The sequence below is a fragment of the Flavobacteriales bacterium genome, assembly GCA_025210805.1.
GTDB lineage: Bacteria > Bacteroidota > Bacteroidia > Flavobacteriales > CAJXXR01 > JAOAQX01.
The window spans coordinates 1-21550 of record JAOAQX010000018.1; the positions used below are offsets into that span (position 1 = coordinate 1).

Annotated in this window: 14 protein-coding genes; all 14 read right to left on the reverse strand. The window is 30.6% G+C overall.

What is annotated here, in order from left to right; all coding sequences use genetic code 11:
• Positions 1–333 precede the first annotated feature (333 nt).
• On the reverse strand, positions 334–1827 hold the full coding sequence (locus N4A45_06780; GenBank protein ID MCT4664922.1) for a DUF2130 domain-containing protein: 1494 nt from the start codon (positions 1825–1827) through the stop codon (positions 334–336).
• 448 nt (positions 1828–2275) lie between these two features.
• Positions 2276–2983 (reverse strand): response regulator transcription factor, encoded by a 708-nt coding sequence (locus N4A45_06785; GenBank protein MCT4664923.1) that lies wholly within the window; start codon positions 2981–2983, stop codon positions 2276–2278.
• On the reverse strand, positions 2965–4920 hold the full coding sequence (locus N4A45_06790) for a hypothetical protein (GenBank protein ID MCT4664924.1): 1956 nt from the start codon (positions 4918–4920) through the stop codon (positions 2965–2967). The genes N4A45_06785 and N4A45_06790 overlap by 19 nt, the downstream gene beginning before the upstream one ends.
• A gap of 723 nt (positions 4921–5643) precedes the next feature.
• Positions 5644–7299, reverse strand: coding sequence for a hypothetical protein (locus tag N4A45_06795; protein MCT4664925.1), 1656 nt, complete (start codon positions 7297–7299; stop codon positions 5644–5646).
• Between the two features lie 13 nt (positions 7300–7312).
• Positions 7313–8968 (reverse strand): aryl-sulfate sulfotransferase, encoded by a 1656-nt coding sequence (locus tag N4A45_06800; GenBank protein ID MCT4664926.1) that lies wholly within the window; start codon positions 8966–8968, stop codon positions 7313–7315.
• Positions 8969–9730: 762 nt separating this feature from the next.
• Entirely contained in the window at positions 9731–10816 is a 1086-nt protein-coding gene (locus tag N4A45_06805) for a hypothetical protein (GenBank protein MCT4664927.1), read from the reverse strand.
• A gap of 641 nt (positions 10817–11457) precedes the next feature.
• Positions 11458–12078, reverse strand: a complete 621-nt coding sequence (locus N4A45_06810; protein MCT4664928.1) for a DUF3841 domain-containing protein — start codon at positions 12076–12078, stop codon at positions 11458–11460.
• Between the two features lie 163 nt (positions 12079–12241).
• Entirely contained in the window at positions 12242–13117 is an 876-nt protein-coding gene (locus N4A45_06815; protein ID MCT4664929.1) for a phospholipase D family protein, read from the reverse strand.
• Between the two features lie 132 nt (positions 13118–13249).
• The gene (locus N4A45_06820) at positions 13250–15436 is read right to left on the reverse strand and encodes a DUF2075 domain-containing protein (protein MCT4664930.1); all 2187 of its coding nucleotides are present in this window, start codon (positions 15434–15436) and stop codon (positions 13250–13252) included.
• Positions 15437–15766, reverse strand: coding sequence for a nucleotide pyrophosphohydrolase (locus N4A45_06825; protein MCT4664931.1), 330 nt, complete (start codon positions 15764–15766; stop codon positions 15437–15439).
• Between the two features lie 556 nt (positions 15767–16322).
• Complete coding sequence (locus N4A45_06830) at positions 16323–17348, reverse strand: PD-(D/E)XK nuclease family protein (protein MCT4664932.1); 1026 nt, start codon at positions 17346–17348, stop codon at positions 16323–16325.
• 6 nt (positions 17349–17354) lie between these two features.
• On the reverse strand, positions 17355–17960 hold the full coding sequence (locus N4A45_06835; GenBank protein ID MCT4664933.1) for a hypothetical protein: 606 nt from the start codon (positions 17958–17960) through the stop codon (positions 17355–17357).
• Positions 17961–17984: 24 nt separating this feature from the next.
• The gene (locus tag N4A45_06840; GenBank protein ID MCT4664934.1) at positions 17985–19556 is read right to left on the reverse strand and encodes a reverse transcriptase domain-containing protein; all 1572 of its coding nucleotides are present in this window, start codon (positions 19554–19556) and stop codon (positions 17985–17987) included.
• Between the two features lie 536 nt (positions 19557–20092).
• Positions 20093–21529 (reverse strand): hypothetical protein, encoded by a 1437-nt coding sequence (locus N4A45_06845; protein MCT4664935.1) that lies wholly within the window; start codon positions 21527–21529, stop codon positions 20093–20095.
• Between the last annotated feature and the right edge of the window lie 21 nt (positions 21530–21550).

Below are 21550 nucleotides of genomic sequence, written 5' to 3' on the forward strand. Positions count from 1 at the left end.
GAGAGAATCGGAAAAGAAATTGTATCACTTTTGTCAGTTCGAGTGAATTTTCTGTAGAGAAACGGAAGAAAATTTTTATCGAGAACCGAGTCTTGATTCTCAGATTTTGTACTCGATACAATTTTTGATTCCATTGCATTTCATCAAAAACCACTCGAACTGACATACTCGATACAATTTTTATATCTCAATCAGTTCAGCCTGTCCCGACCCATCGGGAAGTGATTTCTTTGGAGAGAATCGGAAAAGAAATTGTATCACTTTTGTCAGTTCGAGTGAATTTTCTGTAGAGAAACGGAAGAAAATTTTATCGAGAACATCATTTTCGAAAAATTAATCTTCTAAATCCTTAAATTTCTGTTTCATTGTGGGATTATTATAAGTCAGTTTTTTTATAGTAAGTCCTTGAGCCTTATCATTTGCTAAGCGGAGATTTCTATCTGAAGACAATAAAGCATCTTTGGTTTTTTGAAGGTGAGAAATTGTTTTATCTATTTCAGAAATGGCTGTCGCAAATTTTCTTGTGGCTCTTTCATAGTTGGTAGAAAAACCTGTTTTAAAGGCTTCCATTTTTGCCTCAAAATTTGTAATATCTATATTCTGATTTCTCATCATACTCAATTCCTGTTTGTAAGCCAACGCCTTCATTCCCGAATTTTTTAGCAGACTGATTATTTGGATAAAAAACTGAGGACGTATCACATACATTTTTTCATATTTATGAGAAACATCAACAATTCCTGTGTTGTAAAACTCATTTTCTGTTTCTAATAAAGAGACCAAAACGGCATATTCGCAACCTTTTGCTTTACGGTCTTTATCGAGTTTTGCAAAAAAGTCTTCGTTTTTCTTTTTGGTAGCAGTTTGGTCATTTTCGTTTTTCATCTCAAACATGATGGAAACAATTTCATTTCCGTTCCCATCTTCTTCTCTGAAAATATAATCCCCTTTTGTACCTCCAGAAGCATCGTTATCTTTTTCGAAATAGGCATTTTGAAAAGCCGTAGATCGGAGTTTATTAAATGCTATTTCACAATGTTGTTCTAAGGTTTCCCCAAGCATTTTTGTAGAGAGCTTTTGTTTGAAATCCTGAAGACGCTCTATTTCATTTTCTCTTAATTTGATCACTTCATTTTTGGCGATCAATTCATTAGAATGTTGCTGTTTTAAGGCTTGTTCCAATAATTCTTTTTCAGCATCCTTATGTTTAAGCGCATTCTCTAGCTGATCTTTCTCCTTTTCTACTTGATTAACTGCCGTGGTAAGTTCCAATTTTTTTTGGGTCTCCGCTTGTTCCAATGCCGATTCCAGTGCTTTTATCCTCAGTTCTTTCTCTGCTATTTTTTCTTTTTCAAGTGTAACAGCATTCGTAATTTCTAATTTTTTATAACTTTCAGCTTGGTCTAGCTTTGACTGTAAATCACGAATAAGGTGCTCTTTTTTAACAATTTTATCTTGCACTTCATTTACCACCTGAGATAACTCTAGCTTTTTCTGTGTTTCAGCCTGTTCCAGCTTAGATTCTAATGCGCTAATCAAGCTTTTTTTCTTAGAAACCTCATCCATCAACTGAGCTTTACTCTTGATTTTCAAGGCTTCTATTTCTTGTTGTTTTATTGCCAATTCTTGTTGAAACTCCTGCTTTAGTTCCGATGTTTTTAATTGCAAAGCAGTTTCTTTATCCTTATTAGCAAGAGTCAATTTCTCGGCTATTTCTTTTTCAAACTGCTCATCCCGAACTTGTTTAGTAATATCATGATAAAGAGATTCATCTACCTTAAAAACTTCTTGGCAATTTGGACAAGTGATATTATTATTTTGAGACATGGTGGTTTGTTTTATGTTCTAAACTATGAAAGTGTATTCATCTTCTAAATGATTTCAAAGTATAAAGATATTCGTTTTTGATGTATTACAAAGATATTTTATAGCAACGACATCTTGCGTCATAATACGTATTTTTGTACTAAAATATGTATCCTTACCATAACCGAATTAAACAAAGAATAAAAGCTGACGAACTAATTAAGTTTGAATACGTGGGTCAATACAAAAAAATTGCTCCTTGTTTGCTTCTTTACTTTAAAACAGAACCTTATATCCGTCCAATAAGAGTACATCGGTTTGAAGAATATAAAAGTATTTTGGAGAATTGGCAAGGTGGTAATAAAGTAAATTAATTGGCTTCAGTAAAAATCATCGCCCAACAAATTCTTTCACCTCCACAATTTCTGCTAAAGACAGGGACCAAAGAGTTCTAAGACATTCAGAAAAATTATTCCATCTCATTTCCCTCAAAAAGGGAAGAAACAGCAGCTTGATATGGTTTTGAAACGGGAAGCTTTTGATTGTTTACAACAATTTCATTTCGATTTATCCGCTGTATTTCTTGGATATTTGCTATATATCTTAAGTGAGTTCTTATAAATTTATTAGGTGGTAAAATAGGTATAATTTCAGATATTTTTAGTCGAATCACAATCATCTTATCTTCTTTTAAAAGAATATTGAGATAATTTCCTTCACTCATAATATAAAGTATGTTCTCATAGTTAATTCTATAAGAATTTTTTCCTTCTTGGATAATTATAGTCTTCTCTTTCTTTAACTCAATACTCTTAGTTATTAAGTTATTAAGATTAAACAATAAGGCTTTGAAATTAAACGGTTTTGTTAAGAATATTTCAGGTTTTGTTTTATAGACCCGAGATAATATTTGGGAGTCATCTTTACCCGTCAAAAAGACAATTTTAATTGCTAAACCTAGACTTCGAATTTTTTTTGCCAACCAAATTCCATTTCTACTTCCTTCCAGATCAATATCAAGAAGTACGATAGACGGAGATAAATTTTTACATTTTTCCCAAGCATCTTCAGCAGAACTACAGATCCCTAGAACAATATAATTGTTATTTTCTAGGAATAACCTTATAGATAGAGCGATAAAGCTTTCATCTTCCACAATTAATATACTTTTCTCCATATATTTAAGTTCTTTAGTTTGGCTTTAAGCCTAAAAGGTTCTTGTGCGATTGGTATAATTTCTCCTTCAAGTTCTTGAACGATCATCTTTATCAATGATTGACCAAAACTTTTTTCAACGTGATTGACATTTTGAGAGGGTTTTCCACTATCGTAAAAATCAATTGTATAAATATCATCTATATCATGTTTTAACGAAAAGTTTAAAATCAGCTTCGTATTTTCTCCACTGTCAGCGTGTTTTAAAGAGTTACTAATGAGTTCGTTTATCAAAAGACCTAAATGAATAGCCTTTTGAGAGGAACAATATATCCCATCTATATCAAGCTGATAATCAAAATGAGCGGAATAAGATTTAGAAATAGTGGAAAACAATTGTTGTAAATAGTCCTTAATGTTTATCTCGTTAATTTGATTTGCTTTATATAGTTGTTCATGAACAATAGTTAGTGCTGATATTTTACTATTGAAGTTTTGGAAATCAAAATTTCCTTTATTTTTATAATAATCAATCTGCGCTATTGAGGTTACCATTTGTAAATTGTTCTTAACTCGGTGATATACCTCATTCATTAAAAACTTTGAATTCTCTAAAGCAATATTCAATGTTCTAGACTGTTTGATTAATTTTCTCTGAATCTTTTTTTGATTGATAATCATATAAACTAACCAGATAGAAACTAGAATAAGTATACCCGATAAGATATATAATCTCTTATTAAGTCGTTGTTCATGATTTAAGGATTCCTCTTTTACTACTAATAATTGGGCGTTCCAAAATTTGTCTAAAAACAAGGCTTCTTTCTTTGCTTTCTTTTTATTTTGGTTGATTAATTTACGGACTTTATGGAGTTCCTTCTTATGGTATTGTGCCTTTTTGCTATTATTACTATTTATATATAATTGTTCTTTTACACTATGGTAACGCAATTGTGATTTCACACTCAAAGGTCTAATACCCAGCAATGAATCCTTCTCCGCAGTAGTTAGCGCTGTTTTGGCAGCCTCATAATTTTCCATACTTAAATATAGATAAGCAAGTTGAATATAGTTTTCAAATACTACGGCTCTATTAAACAGTTTAGCTACTTGTATTCTCTTTTTCGTAATTTCTATTAGTTTTTCAATTGATCTATCCTCCTTTATATCTTCCATATTCGACTCAATTACTAATTTGAAGTACGCAGAGTAGGCTAAATCAGCTTGAGCTGTATCTTTATTTCCCCACAGTCTCCATGCGTTGTGAAATGCCTCATAAGCCTCATCTTTATGCCCTAAAGCTTTATAAGCTAAACCAATATTATTATGTAAAGACGCAATTGCTTTTTGACCTTTTTTGATTTTTAGCTGCAGTTTAAAAAAATTCAATGCCAATTCATAATCTTGTAAATAGTAGAATAAATTCCCTAAGGACTCATAGATATATTCATCTGATAATCCTCTATTTATTTCCTTGAGGTAATAGATAGTAGCAATTTTTATTTGATAAATATTGTTTTTCTTTGAGGTCAATAAATAATTCTCTACTATTACATCTGCATGCTTACAGTCGTTTAATACATTGGGTTTATTAAAAATAATATCATGGAGATAATGATGTTTAATACTATCATTTTTTATGATAAGCATTTTAGCAAGGTAAAGATGATCTTTTAAAATTTCATTTTTTTCTTTTCGTATTAGACGATCTATTTTCACAAGGTTTTGAGCAGTGTCACCATATATATGCAAATTAGAAATTTGCTGAAACTGTTTTTCTATATTCCGATAATAATAACCATGCTTACACTTGTCTTGTCCAAAAGAAGAAAAAGAAAAAAGTAGATAGATTCCAAAATATATAAAGACTTTTGCATCTATTTTTTTAAACAAAAAACACTGACTCCTGTATAGTTTTCTGAAATATTTTAATTTAATATGTACTTGTATCTTTTTCACAGTCAATTTTAGCTCTTACGATTGTTTTTTTTTTAGTTTTTTTTTGATGCGTTTAACTTCACTAATCAATACCGAGTTATTAAGCACTTTAAACAAATATAACCTAATACACTTACTTTCAAAACAATAATCACAATAAAATAACAGCCATATTTTAATAAAACATACGTATTTTAACCGATGATTTTATCAAGACCTGATCGATCGATGTTCATTAGCTTTAAATCCGAATAGGTAAAAAAAAATGTTTTCCCACCTACTTTAAGCTAAAAAAACACGTAATATGTTTATTGATTTTGTTTTAGATGTGTAATAGACGACCTTCTGTTAGAAACTCTTTTTTAAGATGGTAGTTGACCCATTCCCCATTTGTGCGTAAATAAAGATATGGCTGAGGATATTATGGTAGATTTCATTGCGGTTTTCTTATTGGTGTGGTTTATACAAACATATATTCTTTTTATATAAGAGTAGAGTTTTGTTGCTTTTTTGTGAAGTATTTTAAGGTTTTTATTAAGTATTGATATTTTATATCATTCATTTTGTTATAAATATTATATTTCAGTAAAAGATAGTATTTCATATGAGTAAAAAACTCTCTTTAAGAGCAAAAGCTTTTAAACTTCCCCTTCATAATTAAAAATGCTAATAAAACCACAAGTGAAGGGGAAGTAATACCATTAATGGTGTTAATTTACCATGAAATATTATGCCGATTATTTCTTAGAATTGATGAACACCGCCAGATCTTTCATTAGAACTAGAAGCTGCGTTAAAATAATAAGAAATATCCTGTATATCAGTTGTAAAAATATGACTGTTATTATGATCTATCCGAATTATTTCTCCAAAGTCATTATTTTTATTTTTATTAACTGCTTCTAGAGTTTTACTTAAGCTCCAAGTGGTATTAGTATTATCATAATCAAATTTGAGTATGGAACCACAGTTGTACAAACCACGATCATCGGGATCTTTATGCCTTAATCCCACAAATAGAGTGCTTCCATCATTAGAAAGTGTAACATCTCTTCCAAAACGACTATCTTCTACAACCTCAGGAATGCTAAGATCGGTATAGATGTCTGATCTTATAATCGTTTGCTCTAAATCATAGCCAGTGGTGAGGTTACTAGCGTTTTCTCTGTAAATACTAACTCTACCTATATGCCCGGTACCATAGTAGCCATCAAAGTCCACAAAACTAACAGCCAGAACGGAACCATCTCCACTGAAAGATACTGAGAAGGGGTCTGTACGCCATTGGAATTGATTTGGAGTTGAGATTCCATCATCTAGCGTAGCTTTATAATCCCAATTTCCTGTAGCGGTGTTTAATTCATAAATAGCTACTTTACCTAGTTTATTCTCAACAGGGCTAGCAGCTCCACCAACTCCTAATACGGCTAATTTGGTACCATCATTCGTAATTCCTATAGCGTATCCGAAAGTTCTATTGGATTCAATGATACCTGTAATATTCTCATCATTCTGTATAGTAGTAAGATCCCAATTTATTCCATTACGATCGTAAATTAACACCTTATTTTCAGTAGAACTTTGAGATCCTACAAAAATTCTATTACCATCGTCAGAAATTCTAAGAGTTTTTTGACCGCCTCCAAAATTTTGAAAACTTATTATCAGGCTACTTTTATATTCCCAGAGGGTTCCTGTACGTTCAAAAATTTGAACGGCACTATAATTGGGGTTGGCTCCGGTTGCATCAACTCCAACACCTATTGCCAAAACATTTCCATTTTCTGAAATAGCTACTCCTTTTTCCATATAAACACTTTGCATATTACTGTAGGTTTCAGGATGAGTATTGATTAATGTATCTTCTACGAAATATCCGTTATTGTTGGTGTAAATATGTACCCCTCCCCCATAATTTGTAGCAGCAAACTGAGTTCTCCCAGAAAGTACAGCTAATGTTGTTCCATCTCCAGAGTAATCTATCCCTCTTCCATATCTATTTGATGGATGAGAATTAGATCCTAAGTCATATAAAGGCTTGAGGATTGCTTTGGATAGGCTAATAGGCTCAGGTGAAAAAGAAACTCCTCCGCCTCCCGAGTTTCCGCCTCCTGAGTTTCCGCCTCCTGATCCTGTATTACACAAGTTTATCCAAGATGAGTTATTGTAAACATTGACACAATTATCAGATAAATCATAAATAATCAACCCTTCAGCAGGACTAGATACATCGGTGTGTGAATTAATTCGTGGAATCAATACACCTTTATCAGTAGAGCTTATATCTAGAATAGATGAAGCATGAGGTGTTATGGTTCCTATACCTATTTGTGAATAGGTTTCCTCATTTATCATTAGCATAAATAATAAACAAAATGTAATTTTTATGTTTGATTTCATACGGATTGTTTTTTTAGTTCTTTACGTAAATTTTCTTGGTTAAAGAGTCGTTTATTTTTACAAAATATATACCTGCGTTAAACTCGGAGATATCAATTTTGATGTGATTTCCTTGTAGTTGGTTTTCAATTAGCATTCTGCCTTGAGCGTCTATTATCCTTATCTGATACGTGTCATTTTGATCAAAATCCAAGGTTATGTTATTGGAGGTAGGGTTAGGATATAGAACAAAGTCTTTTGTGGATACTTCATCAACTGATATCGTTTCGCAAAAAGTTTCATTAGGTCCCAATTCTATATACCCCTTTTTAGAAAGATCTTTTCCTACAAATGCTGAATAGGTAGTTGGGTATCTTTTAAGATTAAATATGTTAACTATGGTTCCAGGAATTGCCCCCTGGAAAGATGGAGTACCTTCATGAAATGGATTTATATATTCCCATACAATTTCTTCATTCGGAGTTATTTCAAATAAATAACCTTTAACTCCCACACAAATAAGTGTATTATTATTGGGTAGTTTCTGCACACTAGAGAGTCCAAAGCTTTTCATTTTAGCAGTATCTGGATGCACATAAGTCCATTCAAAATCATTGGGTGCAAAGGTGTTATTTAACTCATAAGATTGGGTGGAAGTATTAAAAACAGGATTGATTACATTTACAGAGGAGTACTGATAATTTACACGGTTGTTGTAAACCGAAATCATATTGAAATAATTATTGGTATCCGTTAAAAAGGATTTATTCCATTGTGCATCATGTTGGAAAAATAGTTTTTGATCTGTTGAGTCTCCGCGATGATAGGCTGAAGGATTTCCCCAACGGTAGATTAAATCACCACCTTTTCCACTATTTCCACCAGAATGTGATGCAGCTTCAGCAGTTGTAGTACTGTGATCAATGATCCAAATCTCATTGAACGTTGGAACGCTAATCAGTATTTGATCAAGTTCCTCATTGTAATCTATAGAATTGCAGTGCATCCAGTCAGCTTTTTGGTTGTTGTTGTCATAATTGATATCGATCAATTCTGGGTGCTCAGAGACGATCCCATAATTCAGCTTTGTTGAATCCAGCTCTTGAACAAGGTGATCCCAGGCATGCCATTCCCATACAATATTTGCACTATCCAAACCTACGGGTTCTACTTCGATAAGATGATCTGGCCAAAGCTCATTTTCACTAAGCGTATTACTATCTCTTCCATGCGCTATACATTCTGAGAGATTCTTTTTCTCCCAAGCAAGAATTAGGATATTCCCATTAGGTAATATCTCAACATCATGATGCATCCTAACATTAAAATTTTTATAAGTGTATCTCCAAAGGAGATCTCCATCCCAATTACGTCTCTCTACCATTTCTCCAGCACCACCAGCTGATATATTTGTTGCTGGTCCTAAATTTGCACTTCTTCCACATCTAATTAAATCTCCGTTCTCCAAGAGATATACAGAGTTTCCGGGCTTATAAATAAAGTCTTCCCACTTGTGAACAACTTCTCCACAGTTGTTCAATAAAAAAACAGTCTGTTGATTATGTGGGAAAATCAAATTATAACCTTCAAAGGATAATTCTTTGTCATAACTTATTAGTCCAATTGTGTTTTGGGCTAATAAATTGGTGGTTAGTAAACCGGTAATTATTACTGTGAGATATTTTAACATTGTAGTTTTTTTTGCATAGCTCATACTCAATAAGATTCTAAATCTGGATCCCATAATAACTGCTGTTCGTTTGGTGCTGTTTACTTCCTGCTTTTAAATAAAAAGTTTAATAACATTTACTCGAAATGAGCTTTTCTCTCTCTGAGTCTTGGTTTATATATAGATCAAAAATAGTCGTATATTATCTCGAAACCGCACGTGCCATGCGGTTTGTTGAGGAGTCTTTACTTTTTGTGAAGTATTATTTATTCATTTTTTTTTTTGATAAAAACTTAATCAATAACAGCGTGTTTCTTGTTTTCAAAAAAGAAGAAAATCGCTAAAAACAATAGCGATCAAATAAATTCTTCGTTTCATTCGTAACACACAATCCTCCTTTCAAAATCATTTACAGAGAAAATAAAAAAACTAGAAGTGTGATGCTTTAGAATCGTATTTCTAAAAGGCATTTATATGTTTTCTATCTTCAAACAACACTTAAAGAAAATATTACTTCTGAAATTTTGAAATACAATTCAAGAGGGTTTAATGACTAGTCAAATATTCATCCCCTTAGAAAGGGGACCTAGCATTATTTAAGAAGCTATGGAACGCTGAGATATTTTGTTTTATTAGCAAAAAATACCGTACAGCACTAAAGTTCAATTATGAACGCGTGAGTAAATGAACATATAGTAAGTACGGTATAAGTAAACATTTAATAGACTTCAGAAGAATGTACAAATCTATACTGATGATTCTTTTGAAATTAAATGCTATTATTTAAGGGCAAACGACACCACTATTGTAAGCATTGGTGGTATCAATGAGTGAAATATTTACTGCAGATTGAAGATCGGAAGTTTCAATAGTATTAGAAAACCCATTACTTCCCACATCAGTATTTGAATAGTTAAAGTTTATTGTAGCATCTGTTGTAGATCCTGATTCTCGAGCATCTGAACATCCATCGTTATCGGAATCTAGATCAAAACGATTCGGTACGCCATCACCATCGGGGTCAAGATCTGTAAGAAGATCTCTAGAAACTGGGAAATTAATTACATCAATTTTATTATAACTAGTAAACTCCAATCTATATCGTGTAACAGATTCTCCAATGACGTCAATTCGAATATCTGGACCCGTATTTGGGTCTAAAGGATCTGGCATAGGTGTCATCACAATTTTAAATAAACCAGCTCCTGCATCTGTCACAGAAATACTTCCTAAATTATTCGTGATTGCTGCTTGAATTTTATTAATATCGGTTACTATTCCTTGTGATGTTTCTATATTTAAATCTGCCTCAAGATCTCCATCTACATCCAATAAAATTAACGGATTTGCTGATACAGTTGATAAGTTATCAGAGCTTTCTCCTGGGCTAGGAATATTAATATCCACAACTCCATGTCCCGTTTGTGAGGTATTACTATTGGTTGCAGCACCATAATTGAACATTTTTATTCGCGCTACATTTCCACTATTAGCTTCAAAACCTCTTACAAGCGAGTAACTGATACTCCCAGTAACCCCTGATGGTGTTGTGTTATAAGCTAAACCAGTTAAAACTCCTGAATCTGGGTTGTTATCATTCCATCCATCACTATAATCTCCATTTGGATTTATTAAATTCTCTTTTACCGCAGAAACTTCTAAGATATCTAATATTCCATCATTGTCATCATCAATATCTAGAGAATCAGGAATACCGTCATCATCAAAATCAGTATCTGAACATGAAGGTATATTTGTCCATGAGTTGTTAGAATATATTGACATTGCACCATTCCCGCAAGAATTTACGGAATAAACCATTAATCCTTCGGCTGGGTTTTGAATATTATGTTTTTGTAATGTAGTCATCCTTGGAACCAAAAAGCCTTTCGTGGTACTTTTTAGTTCTAACTGTGCAGACTGATGCAAAATTGTTGTACCTATCCCCACTTGTGAATATGAGTACAAGCAATATAAGAGTGTAATTATTATGGATAATATTACTTTTTGAGACTTCAAGGCTACTATATTTCTGGTTGTTTCACCAAATATAGGTGCTAAGCGTATTTAGAATAGGTTTGTATTTTTTTTTTATGAAGTATTTGGATGTTTACGTGAAGTTTGAAACTAATTTAGCATTTTGAGAAAATACATCACAAACAGTGTATTTATAGTGTAAAATTACTTATAGACCTACTATACCGTTGCATACTAAAACTCAATAATGAATGATATCTATAAGTGAGTAAATTTCGTAGGTAATCAGTCTTATTATCACTTGTCATACCAATATCTAGCAGTCGGTTAACTCTATAAAGACTATCACTCACCAACACTCATCTATCTCATTGATAGCCACTTCAAGAATAATGTATATTCTTTTAACGAATAAACAAAAGCACCTCAGGAGCGGATATTCCACCTTGATCAACTGGTAGTCCTCCCCATATAAAACAAGAAACTCTGTGGGAGATAAGTCGTCATTTCATCATTGAAAAGCAAACGTAAAATCATCGCCCAACAAATTCTTTCACCTCCACAATTTCTGCTAAAGACAGGGACCAAAAAGTGGCTTGAATACTCTTTTTTTCAAAAGGTCTGGTGGCATATTCATTATCGAAATCCATATCGAATATTCTTTCCCATGTTTTTTCCACAGCTGTTTTCAGTTCTTTGGGGTAAGTCTTCATATCCCAGAGTACATACTCAAATTTTTTAGCAAACTCTTCAAAAGCATTATCCTCTTCTTCCGATCCTGCAATATTTCCATTATTTAGTGGTATATGCCAAAGCTCAAAATCTGATAATAATACCTCTTCCCTATTTTTTAAGAAACCAACCCTAATCCCCTTTTTTCCTTTTTCAACAAGACCTGTATGACGAAGGTCTGGTTTGGTTTTCTTTGCATTGTCATAATGATACCATGCCCAAATAGGAACGGCTCCCTCCTTTTTGGGAGCCCCAACTCTTTGGACCATCTGATTTCGCATCCAAGTATAGGGTTCATCAAATTCAAACATATTATACCCTTCTGCTTGAGAATCCCCATAGATTATTCCTTCTTTTAATAGCTTTTCATACCATTCTAAGGGTTGGATGGTGTACAATAATAATTTTTCGGGTATTTTCATTTTATAAGAAGTTCTAAATGGATTGACTCAACCCAAAGAAAGAACTTTAATTCTAGCAAGTTGTTCTGTTATTTGAAAATTCCTTTAAATGAAACTGACTGTTCAATTGATGTAATGAATCACAGCTATGATAAATGTCATTGTATCTCGTAAAAAAAAGAACTCAAAAGCTATTTTTTAAAATGGGGTTTCTCATTGTTGTTTTTCCATAAGAAGGCTCACCTGTTTCATGACAATAGCTTTCTGGATAATCATAATTCTCAAATTGATTCCAAATTTGCCACGCACCATAACTCATTGGATGATTAGGATTAAAATCAATCTTCTCTCCTGTCCTTATACAATATCCTTTATGCTTTTTGATTTTCATCTTTTGATTCCTATTTTCCTTTCGATGAGGTTTATCAGTATATATTTCTTCAAATGATGATTCCTTATTTAAATCCAAAGCATTCAAATGAACCTTTTCATAACTATCAAAAAAACCAAAAAATAATTTGGAATTATCATAAACCACTTTTGAATCTTGGTATTCCTTTCTAAATCCAAGCATTTTCGAGGAATATATAGGAACCTTAACATACACTAATTCTGCTTTGTTATTTAAAATATCATTGGTGAATACTTCATTATCGAAATACAATTTATTTGTTCCAATAATCGATTTCGAAAAATGAACACCATACTCTATATTGTTTATCATCGAATAATCATACAGGTTCAATGAAGTTATTATTCCTTCAGATTCATTGTAATAACACTTTGCATGTAGATCCTCATGATAAGCAATCACTACATTTTTAAATTCAGTAAAAAATTCAAAATCTTTGCGATGAAATGACCTTGACTTATTAGACGCATTTTTCCCAAATAGCAGTAGTATTCTTATATCATGTCTTGTCTTTATTTTTTCAAAAACTTCTTTTATATAATCATCCAATTTTATAAACGGTGAGACTATAACTATTTCCTTTTTTGCATTCCAAATAATATCTGTCAGCTTCTCTTCTAACGCCTTTCCTGATAAAAATTCACTCATCTTTTTTAGTTTTTTGACAGACAATACCGTCAAATATTTTTTATATAAATAATTCGTTTCAAAACAGAGATAAACACCCTTCTCTAAAGTCAAATATTTACCATCTTCGCTTTTACCTACTTTCAGTGCAAACTATTCTACAACCCTCAAAAACTGTCCAATAACCTTTAAATTCATTAAGGCATCTTCCTCTAAAACAATATCCTGGTAAGTCTCATCAAATGATCTTGGCTTTAACTTAATAGACTCATGCTTCCATCCATCTATACTAACTTCCTTTTTACTATAGTACTCCTTGATGGTATAACAAGATCCAAAATCCTGATCATGCAGGTCTGTTTTTTCTACCAAAACAATTTGCCCATTTCTAGAACCACCAGAATATTTTTCGAAAATACAGTATGAGCCATTGGGGATAATTTTATTCATTGATTCACCGATCACCTGACATATAAACATATTTTCATTAATTCTGTTTTGAGGTTTAATTTTCATCCAAGAAATATCTCTTGGATCTTGAAAATACCCAAAATCACCCGCAGAAACTTTTAAATCAAAAACGGGTAGTGCATTCTCATACGGTACTATTTCTTCGTAATTATCAAGTTTCAAGGGTTCTTTTTTGTTTTCATATTGATGGATGTATTTTGCGAAATACTCTCGGAGTTCGGGATTGCAGACATACACATAAGTACCCTGAATACCACGTAACATAATTGTTTTATAGATATTTAAAATATAAGACTTTAACTCTTCTGGGTTCTTAATTGTTTGCTTCCCATTTCTATCATGATATTGGGTTTCGTCTATCTTTATTTTCTGCTCTATAGGATCATAAATGATTTCATTACCAAAAATAATGGCGGCAAAATTCAAATCATATCCTTGTGTAGTATGAATACATCCTACTTCATTGAAAGAATTGCTGGAATTGATCCAGTCATTTGCCACACTATTCCATTGGAAATTGGTATTTTCTATTTGAATATCAAATAAACTTTTATCTTTTTTTGAAATCCATTTCCAAGAATAACCTGCAATCATTCTTGATAAACCCTGTTCTTTTTCTCTTTCTTGTATTTGAAATCTAAAATCCTCAATGGAGTTAAAAAGTACCAAATCATATTTGTTTGAAGAATATTTCTCAGTATTTTCTCCTCTTTCATAAAGCAAATTGTCTAGAAACTGTACATAATCGTTTCCTCCTTTTGCTCTAAACTGAGATTTTAGTCTAAGTACTGAGGTGGTTTCTTGCTTTTTGATACGTTCAAAATGTGCTTGAGGTATATCCGATGGCTTTATAGACTGATCACTATCATAGAAAAAAATTGATTTTTCTGATTGCTTAAGTATCCAATCCAATTCATTATGCTTCATTTTATCAAATCCCAATGCAAGGCTTGCTTTATCAAATGAGCCATAATAGGCTCCCAAATTTACTCTTTGTCTAAGTCTGTGTGCCTCATCAACTAATAGAATATCGTATTTAGACTTACTGACCTCCGCAGGACCAATTACCATTTTTGTATTTAGTCCAGTGATATTTTTAAATACTTTTTTCAGGGTTTTTCTAAATGAAGCCATTGGAACTACCAAAGCCATTTTTAGATTTGGATAGGTATTTTTGAGTTGCTTTACCAAACTAGAAATTTCAGGTTCGTGTTTCCCTAGTTCATCGTAATTAAAATCCTGAAGATCGTCGGAAAGAAGTTTGAATAAGAAAATTGCCAAAATAGTTTTTCCTGTTCCTGCTCCACCTTGTGCAATAATACTCCCACTGTCTTTATTTAAAAGGTTTTCTAAAATCCTTTTCAGTCCCTCATATTGCTCATTGCTCAGGGTTTTATAAGGAGAGTATTTAAACAAATCTGAGTTATCTAAATGCTCTATTGAATGCTTTGTAATCCCCAGTCTTCTAAGCTGATCCCATACCTGTGTGAATATAACCCGATAAACCTCTTCTTTTTGGTAATAATTATGCCCCGATAATCCAATATTGCTATTTAGGAGCTTAAAAACCTTATCAGCAGACATATATTTTATCAAGCTAGATTCTATATCCAGCGTAGCTGATTTGTTAAACCGATCGCAAGTGATCATTAAAACGGATGTCAGTCTACTTTTTTTATCATTTTTCAAATGAGCTTGCATCCGATTATAAGCATCGGCTGTTTCTCCAATATAAGCAATATTTGTTCTTCCATCGCTAATAATATACACGAGTGGCCAAAAGTTGTTGATAAAAAAATTTGCTTCTAAGGATAGATCTAATTGTTCATTAAAATCAAACTGATTTACCTGAATTGAATATTCTCCCATCTACAGCTCATCATATTTTTTTGCATTCCCCTTTGACTTTTCAACAGGGTACTTTTGTGCGTTTTTTTCAATCTTTGAAAAAATAATTTCTTTCACATCTATCTGATATTTATCGGCAAGCAAAAATGCATAAGAAAAAACATCTGCTAATTCTTCCTCAACCTTTTCTCTTTGAACCTCATCATGAGATTTCCACAAAAATTCTTCTAGTAATTCACTGCTTTCTATATTCAAAGCAATTGCTAAGTCCTTTGGATTATGAAACTGTTCCCAATCTCTTTCATCTCTAAATTCTTTTAAGACCTTTATTATTTGAGCGATATCGTTCATGTACTGCTTTATTTCAAGTAATTTTCATATTAAACCAAATATACCTCAATTCCTTTAATTGCTTTTGTTTTATTTCCAAAAAAAACACAATTATACCGCAATATCTGTGATCAATTTGTTGCTCATTACTGATGATGAATAGATTTTCTATTTTCTGAAATTGTTGATTGCTATTAACCATTGTCCTGTCTGATGATTATCTTCCCAAAAAAAAACAAACCAGTCACTCTAAAAGATAAACACATGATTATCAATAGATACGATAAAATATTATATCGAATTCCTTAGCCTTACCAAAAAATGATTATACACCCAAATAAGGTGTGGTCTATTAAATGGGGAGTATTGAAATTCCAAATCAGATACATCATTCAAATCTTTATATCCGAACATAGAACACTACAACAATTCCAAATATTATCATTTCCCTATACAGAAAATAAAGCAATTACATATGCAGCTTATTATCAGCAATTTAAATAAATGCACGAATACTCGAAGTACAAATACGGTACAAAAATTAATAAAACAAAGGAATATGAAAGGAAAATTAACATTAATTAGACTGTTTCAATAAATTTGGATTCCAATCAAAATTTGGTGATTTTTCAATTACAATTATAAAAGATTCAAAACATTCCCCAAACCATTTTAAGATATCTTCTTCTTCGTTTTCTCCCTGAAAAGAAAGTACACTTTTAGAAAAAGCAAAACTAGTTCCTTTTTCATAATCTTGAGATTTAATTTTATCTTCAAAAGATCTCAAAATATGTGATTTTATTTTTACAAATTCTTTAACATTCTTATCTAAATAAATTTGACAAACAAATTCCGAATTACAGTGATTGATACCGAATAATAACTCAGACCAATGTGAATCATTTAAAATACTGCTTGAATATGCAACTTGTCTATTATTAAGATACAATTGATCCTTAATATCTTTTTCTGTCATCTTATCAAGATCAACATTCGGAAATATTTCTTTGAATTTTTCAACAATTAACTGAATATAGTATTCTTCAAATTTTAATGTTCGTAATAAGTTTACTTGAGTGGTAGAAATATCTGTGAAAATAGATGAATCAAAAGTCATATTATGCTGTTCTAAAAAATTTATATAATCATTTACAAGTTCATATGATTGTCTAAATGGTATCAATACTTGAGCAAAATGAAACCATCTATATTGTCTAAAGTTATTCTCCTCAATAGATTTTGGGTCGTGTTTCTTTGTACAATAAATTAAATGTTTCTCAGAAAAAGGTTCCTTATTTAGTACTTGATTATAATTATCCAATTGTCCTTCTCCTTCGTTAGAGTGAATCTTTGATTCAATAAAACAAATACATCTATTATTTTGTATCACAATATCTGGCTTACAAGCTGTATTTTCGTCTAATTTATACCATACTTGAGTTTCTACAGTGTAATTTCCTCCACTTAAACCAATGTATTTTAAAAACTTATCGAATATATCAGGATGATATTTTAAAATAGCTACAAAAGCCTCGGTATTAAAATCTTCCAATGGTGTATTCTTGCTACTACTTTTGTAGAGGTTGTATAGTTTTTGAAACATAAATTATTAACTCATTAAGTTATCATTATTATCCAGATTTGAATTAGTTTTCAACATCAGAGCATTTTCAGCTTTTGATATTTCATCATTAATAGCTAACATTTCATTTTCATGTTTCGTTATTTGCTGATTAATATCAACATATTTACTGAATATCTTTAATTCTAACCAATATTTTATTTTTGAAATAAACTCTTTTACATTTGCTATTGTTCCAAAAATCATAAAAGAAACTAAAGATATTACTAATAAAGCAAGTTGATTCCAATTTAACAATTCACTAAGCTTTGTAATGTTGAATTCATAATATAAAATCACATTAAATCCTATATAAATAGCAGATAAAGAAAGCCTAACTCCGAAATATATAATGCTAAATATTCTTCGCAATTTTTTCCAAAGTCCTTCTTTTTTCTCTACTATCACTTTAAGTTTTTGATGCCTGTACTGTAAGTTTGAAACAGCATGTTTTCGCTTTAAATCTTCCTTATCTTCTAACTCACTATCTTTTGTTGTAAGATCAGCTTGCCCTAAAGTGAATATAAATAATAAAATAACCAATAATATTATTAACACCCCAATGATTATATTCTTCCAATCACTTCTCTTCATATAATATCTTTCTTATGATCTACTTTAATTTTCAGTACTATTGTTTTGAGATTTCTTTATTATTAAACTTTTAGTTTTATGACACTTAAAAACCTCTTTCTCCCTCACCCTTAATTCATTATGATATTTATTCCAAAATTTTCGGCTTTGCCTTTTTATACTATCATTCATATTTAGAGACCTAAATTTTTTGTTAGATAAATAGACATAGCTTAAATAATTACCCCAATATGGTATATCAGTTTTAATATATTCTTTAGGATTATTAAATTTTGGTTTATATGTAAAACGTTTTCTTTTTGCCCCTTTATATGTAAACCTTTTATAAAGACTTGATTTAAATATATTTTTATCTCTATTATTACTAAATTTCGCATAAAAAGCTCTTCTTCTAATCGACCTTTTCATACTTCTATAATATTTAGCTATTCCAGATTCTTTAATTAATACTTTTTTACCATTGTATTTAAAACCTAAGTATTCCAAAGAATTTTTTACCGCTTTATTGTTTTTATCAACCAAAAAACAGTCGAAAGTACCATTCACTCTTATGAATCGATATAATTTAGTTTTTTTCAAGTGAATTTCTAATTTCACTTCTTCTTTAATTAAATTAAGCATATATTCAAGTATTCTTTCTTCATGTTTTGAATCACAAATAAGAATAATATCATCACTATATCGTTGATAAAAGCCATTTAAATTATCAATGAATTTAGATAATTTATTATCAAAATCGATCATATATATATTGGCAAGAGTAGCGCTAATTGGAGTTCCTTGTGGTATGCCCTTTACTTTTTTGTTTGTGACTATTAGTTGTTTAAACTTGTTATAAAATTCTTCTTTGGTACAAAAAGCAACAACATCTTTTTCTTTAAAGTATTTAATATTGGATACTTTCTTTTTTAAATATATAGGATTTATTGGATTGAAAGGTTTATGAGGTCTTCCTCTTTTCACATAAACATTATTCCCAAGAGCCTCAAACAATTTTTTTTCATGTACGTATCTTAACTTAGTAAGAGACTTAAATATATTATAGTGATCATTTGGTAAACTTCTTTCATCAATAATTTTACTCCAATTCTTTTTTAATATCTTATGATCTAGATTGTCAAAAAAACCTGTAATATCTGAAACTATTACGGATAGATTTTCAGCTGTGTTTTTATGAACAAATTCAAAAGCTTGTTTAGCAAAATCAATATTCGAACAATTAGGTTTTTTACCAACTTCAATGGGTATCTTTCTATAAGCGACTACAGACCTATCAAATAATCTACCTTGAAGAAAATTCTCATATTTATCAATTAAGATTTGATTATAATAACTGTATATATGGGCATCAATATGTGAGGCAAAATACAAATGCCTTATTTTCAATTTTTTCTTTTCCCTTTCCTTGGGGTTATTTTCTTTTTTCCGAAATTTCCTTTGTGATACTCTTCTATATAGTAATGGAGAAAAATTATGCTTCTCTATATTGTCTTTTTCATAGATATAATCAGATACCCTATTAAAATGTAGACCTGTTATTGGGAATCCAATGTGGGGATATCTTTTTATTTTAAACCATTCGGGAAAATCTTTCATAATTTAGAATATAAAAAGAGAGTAAATACATAATATCATAGCAAGTTCAGATACTACATGCTAATATTAAACAAGAAAAAAATTAACTTATTTAACTCGTAACTCGCAGGTTACACTACTTTCTTTCAGGTATAAATAGTATTATATTTGTATTGACCAATTCAATTATTAAACTGATCTTAAAGAAACTCTCAATGATGAAAACTTCTAGCAATAAACACTCTTTAACGGAAACTATTACAGCAATGATCCTAAGTTGTTTCGCTCGGGTATCATTAATATGCTGCCACATAACATCAAATCTTTTGCACAAAGACTTTGATGGTTGTATTCCCTTCTTCGTATAACTTATTTCTTATACTATATATATTTATTTTTATATCATGATATAAAAATAAATAATCTATAAACGTAGGTATCTAACAGTATTTACTCTCTTTATTTTTTTACAAATTTAATTTTTTGAAATTATTTTTTGAAATTATTTTTTGAAATAAAACTAAATAAATCTATACTTTCTATTTTATCTGTAGAAATTAAATCAATTCAAACCATTCCTCTTCAGATTGATTGTTATATAATTTATCATAATATTTTGCATGATTATAAACATACCCTTCATACCCAATGCATTTCAAAATAAGTTTACTTATTAAAACAAACAAGCGTGCAGAAACATATCCCATGTAATCATTTATTCTGTCATCGGATATACTCTCACTATTCGTCATTAAAATATTCCCATGAAATAAATCATTTCGATGCTCTATGACGTCTATATCCCTCAATGTTAGATTTATTCCTAATAACTCAAAGGGACGAGTTAATTTTTCATTATTAGTTAAACGCTGTCGGTTGATTGGTCTGTTTACTTCATTAAGTCTTCTTTTTAACTTTAATTTATATTCACTTGACAAATCTGCACAATTATCATCAATCACTTTATGTAGTTCTTCTATCACTTTTTCTTTCAAATTACCGTCATTTATTGGATATTCAAGTCCACTTTCAGAGTTTAATAGATGTTTTGATAATAGTTCAATTATTCCTGAAAAAGCACTAGGTATAATCAATAAAGACCTAATTGAAGTTGATTCTAATAATATTAGAATAGCAATTGAAAATTCAGGTTCATAATGTATTTTATGTACTAATTTAGATAAAGTACTTAAAGATATTCTTGTCAATAATGGATGAAATTGTTTAGCAATTTCCCTTTCAATATTAAGATTTGAATAAGGATTTGTAGTTATGGGGCTATACATTCCCTTTAATTCGGGTCTGATAAAATTCGTATAATACAAACATCCTTCTTCGTCAAAAATAAATTTCTCATTACCTACCATTAATTTACTGATAAAACCTATAGCTTGTTGTATTGAAAAGCACAATTCATTAAATTCTTCGAAATCTTGATGATGAAAATTTTCGAATATAAAATACCCTTTATTCTTATGTTTATATTGTGTTACATCATAGATATTGCCATCAATTTTAATACGAATGCAATCATAAAAATATTCGGTTTCATCAGTTTGATAATGGACTGTTTCAAATTCTGTATGAAAACTCCTTATTTTAGATAATTCTACTTGAAAAAACATCTTATAAATACTTTTCATTTCGAAAGATTTAGAAAAAAAAGTATCTAATTCAATATTTGTTTCAAAAGAAGGAGCTTTTGAAACAGAAATACTATTTTTTCTATTAATGTTCCCAAACCTTTTTGACTCATACAAATTTCCAAAAAGTTCAAAATCAATATTAGATTCATTATCCTCTTGATTCCATATGTACGATTCAATTTTTAGATCAAATTTACCTTCTCCTCTTGACAAAAAGGCATAAGAATCAGTTTTCCCAATCCCTTCAAGTATAATTTTCTGAGAATTTAAATTATTTAAATCTTCTATTGTTTTTAATTGATTTTTAAAACATTTATAATTCTGTATCTTTTGAGTTGATTTTTTCATGGCTTCAAAGTTGAAATAATA